This is a genomic window from Actinoplanes sp. NPDC049802, from assembly GCF_040656595.1.
Taxonomy (GTDB): Bacteria; Actinomycetota; Actinomycetes; order Mycobacteriales; family Micromonosporaceae; genus Actinoplanes.
This window is the reverse complement of record NZ_JBFAMR010000160.1, coordinates 1-4,286: the sequence shown is the minus strand read 5'-3', so window position 1 is coordinate 4,286 and position 4,286 is coordinate 1. Positions and strand designations below refer to the sequence as shown.

The window sequence follows — 4,286 nt, the reverse complement described above, 5'->3', positions numbered from 1 at the left end:
CAAGCACGTCAGGCCACACCCACCGGTCGGCAAGACCGAACACCAGAACGCGACAACCAGCCACAACAACCAACAAAAGGTTTAATCACAAGCTAGGTTCAGGGCATGGAACGCCAGGACGTGGTCACCGTGATCGGCATCGGCGCCGGCGGGTGGCCGGATCTCTCCGGTACGGCCCACGCCGCCCTGCTCGGGGCGGAGGTGGTACTCGGCGGCGGCCGTCAGCTCGGCCTGCTTCCGGAGGGGGTGACCGCGCGTCGCGTGCCGTGGCCGTCTCCGCTGGTCCCGGCGTTGCCCGGGCTGATCGAGGCGGAGCGTGGGCGCCGGGTGTGCGTGCTGGCCAGCGGTGATCCGATGTTCCACGGGATCGGGTCCACTCTGGTGCGTCTGCTGGGGGCGGAGCGGGTCCGGGTGGTGCCGCATCCGTCGTCGGTGTCGCTGGCGGCGGCCCGCCTCGGCTGGGACCTGGCCGCCGTCGACGTGGTGAGCCTGGTCACAGCGCCGGTCGAGACGCTGGGCCGGCTGATCAATCCCGGTCGGCGGATCCTGGTGCTGTCGGCCGGCGCGGCCACCCCGGCGGCGGTCGCCGCACTGCTCGCCGCGCGCGGCCACGGCTCGGCCTCGATGACCGTCCTGGAGCAGCTGGGCGGTCCGGGCGAACGCGCCGTGACCGGGACCGCCGACGGCTGGGTGCTCCCGGCGGGCGATCCGCTCAACGTCGTCGCGATCGAGTGCGGCGACGGCCCGGAGCTGCCGATCACGCCCGGCCTGCCGGACGACCGCTACCAGGGAGACGGGCAGCTCACCAAACGCGAGGTACGGGCCGTCACCCTGGCCGCGCTGGCGCCCGCGCCGGGCCGTCTGCTGTGGGACGTCGGCGCCGGGTCGGGCAGCATCGGCATCGAGTGGGCGCGCGTGCACCCGTCCTGCCGGGCGGTCGCGATCGAGTCGTCGGCCGAGCGGGCGGCCACCGTCACGGCGAACGCGGCCGCGCTCGGCGTACCCGGCCTGCGTGTGGTGCACGGGCGGGCCCCGGAAGCCCTCGACGGGCTGCCGGAACCGGACACGATCTTCATAGGAGGCGGATTGACCCGCGACGGCGTGCTGGACCGTTGCCTCGCCGCGCTGCGCCCCGGCGGGCGGCTGGTGGCGAACGCGGTGACGGTCGAGTCGGAGGCGGTGCTGGCGGCCGGGTACGCGAAACTCGGCGGCGAACTGACCCGGATCACCGTGCAGCGCGGTTCGCCGGTCGGCGGGTTCACCGGCTGGCGCTCGTTCATGCCGGTGACGATCTGGGCGGTGACGCGTTGACCGTCCACTTCATCGGCGCGGGGCCGGGCGCCGCCGATCTGATCACGGTGCGCGGCCACCGGCTGATCGCGTCGTCGCCGGTCTGCCTCTACGCCGGCAGCCTGGTCCCGGTCGAGTTGCTGGAGGCCTGCCCGCCGGGCGCCCGCAAGGTCGACACCCGGGATCTCACGCTCGACCAGATCGTCGCCGAGATCACCGCGGCGCACGAGGCCGGCCTGGACGTGGCCCGGCTGCACTCCGGGGACCCGTCGGTGTTCAGTGCGGTCGCCGAGCAGATGCGGCGGCTGGACGCGGCCGGCATCCCCTACGAGGTGACGCCCGGAGTGCCGTCCTTCGCGGCGGCCGCCGCCGCGCTGAAGCGGGAGTTCACCGTGCCCGAGGTGGCGCAGACGGTCATTCTCACCCGGACCGCCGAGCGGGCCACCGCCATGCCGCCCGGCGAGGACCTGGCCACCCTCGGCGCCGGCCGGGCCACCATGGTGCTGCACCTCGCCGTCCACCGGATCGACGCGGTGACGGCCGAACTGGTCGGCAACTACGGGCCGGACTGCCCGGTCGCGGTGGTGGCCCGGGCCAGCCGGCCCGACGAGGTCGTTCTCCGCGGTACGCTCACCGACATCGCCGCCAAGGTCAAGGACGCGGGGGTACGCCGGACCGCCGTCATCGTGGTGGGCGCGGCGCTCACCGCCGGACAGTTCCCGGACAGCCACCTGTACTCGGCGGACCGCTGCCGGTCATGAGGACCTTTCGGGACAGACCTTGATCTTCGGAGCCGCGAATCACAGGATCGATGCCGTGAGGGAGACCTCAACACGGCGGAGCGCAACCGTGCCGGTGCTGACGACATCAGACATGCGAGCCACCCCTTCGGACGGTGGACCGGATGCGGTCTGAACTGGGAAATCCTCCGGGATTCATCCGTGGGGACGGCGTTGAGAGGATCCTGCTGCTGGGCGGGACCACCGAGGCGCGGCGGCTGGCCGGGCTCCTCGCGGGCGACCACACGGTGATCACCTCCCTGGCCGGGCGGACCAGCGATCCGCTGCGGCCCGCCGGGGACCTGCGGATCGGCGGGTTCGGCGGGGTGGACGGGCTGGCCGGCTATCTGCGGGACGCGGCGATCGACGTGGTGGTGGACGCGACCCATCCGTTCGCGGCGACGATGAGCGGGCACGCGGCCGGGGCGTGCGCGGCGGTGGGCGTACCCCTGCTGGCGGTGCGACGGCCCGGCTGGACCGCCGGGCCGGGCGACCAGTGGCACCGGGTCGCGTCGCTGCCGGCCGCCGCCGGACTGCTGCCCCGGCTCGGGCGGCGGGTCTTCCTCACCACCGGGCGGCAGGGCATCGCGGCGTTCGCGGGGCTGGACGAGTGCTGGTTCCTGGCCCGGTCGGTGGAACCACCCACCGGAGTGACACCCCGGAATCTGCAGGTGCTGCTCGACCGGGGGCCGTTCGCGGTGCCGGGCGAGCGGGAGCTGATGCTGCGGCACCGGATCGGCGTACTGGTCACGAAGGACAGTGGGGGCTCGCGCGCCAAGCTGGTGGCGGCCGGTGAGCTGGGCGTGCCGGTGATCGTGGTGGACCGGCCGCCGGTCCCGGACGTGCCGGCGGTGCCCACGGCGGAGGACGCGGTGATCTGGCTGCGGGCCCGCGCGCGCTGAAACACGACGGTCCCGGGGGCTGCGCGCCCGGCGTCACGATGCGAGGCTCGAAGCATGTCTGGCCGCGCCCTGCATGCCGAACTGACCGCCGTGCGCGCGCTGGTGGCGGACGGACTTGCCGAGGTCGGCGACGCGGCCGGCGCCGGTCAGGTCTGGCTCCGCTCGGCGTGCACCCGGCTGACCGCTCTCGACGGCGCCCTGGTCGAGGCCGCCGGCATGATGGCCGCCCCGGTGTGGGTGGCGGCGGTGACGGTGGTGACGTTCGGGGTGGTCGCGCTGTCCGCGGCGGCGGCCGGGGCGCTGGGTCTCGGCGCGGCCGGGGTGCTCGCGGTGTGCGGTCTCGCGCTGCTCGGCACGCTGGCCGCGGGGCCGTGGGCGGGCCGCCGGGTGCGGCTCCTGCTGGGCCGACGGCGGCTGGGCCCACCGCCGGTCCCCGCCCGTGGCGCCGTCGCGCTGGCCGAGGTCCCGGAACGGCTGCTGCGGGCCCGGGTGCGGCTCGTGTCGGCGGCACTGCGGCAGGCCGGCGCCGGCCGGTGGACGGTCCCCCACCTGCGGCGGGCGATCCGCACCGATCCGGTGATCCGTCGCCTGGCCCACGCCGACCTGCTGCTCTGCCAGGCCGTCGACTGCCTGGAACGTCATCTGGGCGAGCTGCGGAAGGACCTGCCGTGAGCGAACCGTCGAGGGGGCCGGCATGAGAGACGGGACGTCGCGGCGGCTGCTGAGGCGCAACGATCCGTTCTCCGGGACGGTCGCGCCGCGGCTGCGGCACATCGTGCGGGACCTGGACGCGGTGATCACCGACGCGCAGGGCCGGGACTGGGTGGCGGACCGGCCCGACCAGGTGGTCTTCGCGCGGCTCGCGCAGGCCCGGCACCGGGTGCGGGCCGCCGGCGGTTCCGCCACGGTGGGGCTCGCCGATCCGGCCGCGGTCCTGCTCGGGACACTCACCTGGTGCGGTGTGACGGGCGCGCTGCTGTGGATGGGCGGCGCCGGGGCGGTCCGGCCCGTGCCGCTGGCCGTGGTGGTGGTCGCCGGGCTCTGGGCGGCGCTGCTCGCCGTCGCCGTGCTGCGCCGGCTGCGCCGCCGCTGGGACCGGGACACCCACCCGGGGCAGGCGCCGATCGACGACCCCTATCTGTACGCCGCGCTGCGCCGCCGGATCGAGACGTGTGCCGCCGCGGCCCGCGATCACCGGTCGCACCGCCGCCGGGGCGCGGCCCGAAGATCCGGCGGGGTTCGGGCAGGCCGAGTGCGGTGAGGATCTTCTTCTGCGTCGCGGTGAGTTCGGTGCGCTGGCGGAACGAGCCGGCCG

The 4,286-nt window shown here is 75.1% G+C and carries 5 protein-coding genes; all 5 read left to right on the top strand.

Going from position 1 to position 4,286, the window contains the following annotated elements; genetic code table 11:
• Nucleotides 1-105: 105 nt before the first annotated feature.
• The 5 genes from cbiE (at nt 106) to AB0I88_RS40990 (ending at nt 4,232) form a co-directional block, all read left to right on the top strand.
• On the top strand, nt 106-1,311 hold the full coding sequence (gene cbiE / locus AB0I88_RS41010) for a precorrin-6y C5,15-methyltransferase (decarboxylating) subunit CbiE (RefSeq protein ID WP_361037668.1): 1,206 nt from the start codon (nt 106-108) through the stop codon (nt 1,309-1,311).
• On the top strand, nt 1,308-2,051 hold the full coding sequence (cobM, locus tag AB0I88_RS41005) for a precorrin-4 C(11)-methyltransferase (protein WP_361037666.1): 744 nt from the start codon (nt 1,308-1,310) through the stop codon (nt 2,049-2,051). The genes cbiE and cobM overlap by 4 nt, the downstream gene beginning before the upstream one ends.
• A gap of 143 nt (nt 2,052-2,194) precedes the next feature.
• Nucleotides 2,195-2,971 carry a cobalt-precorrin-6A reductase gene (locus AB0I88_RS41000; RefSeq protein WP_361037664.1) on the top strand — a complete coding sequence of 259 codons (777 nt, stop codon included), beginning with the start codon at nt 2,195-2,197 and terminating at the stop codon, nt 2,969-2,971.
• A gap of 54 nt (nt 2,972-3,025) precedes the next feature.
• Nucleotides 3,026-3,643 (top strand): hypothetical protein, encoded by a 618-nt coding sequence (locus AB0I88_RS40995; RefSeq protein ID WP_361037662.1) that lies wholly within the window; start codon nt 3,026-3,028, stop codon nt 3,641-3,643.
• Between the two features lie 22 nt (nt 3,644-3,665).
• Entirely contained in the window at nt 3,666-4,232 is a 567-nt protein-coding gene (locus tag AB0I88_RS40990) for a hypothetical protein (RefSeq protein ID WP_361037660.1), read from the top strand.
• Nucleotides 4,233-4,286: the final 54 nt, after the last annotated feature.

Coding starts and splice junctions, on each gene's coding strand:
- AB0I88_RS41000 (WP_361037664.1), top strand. CDS start 2,195: ATGCGGTCTGAACTGGGAAATCCTCCGGGATTCATCCGTGGGGACGGC.
- AB0I88_RS40990 (WP_361037660.1), top strand. CDS start 3,666: ATGAGAGACGGGACGTCGCGGCGGCTGCTGAGGCGCAACGATCCGTTC.
- cbiE (WP_361037668.1), top strand. CDS start 106: ATGGAACGCCAGGACGTGGTCACCGTGATCGGCATCGGCGCCGGCGGG.
- AB0I88_RS40995 (WP_361037662.1), top strand. CDS start 3,026: ATGTCTGGCCGCGCCCTGCATGCCGAACTGACCGCCGTGCGCGCGCTG.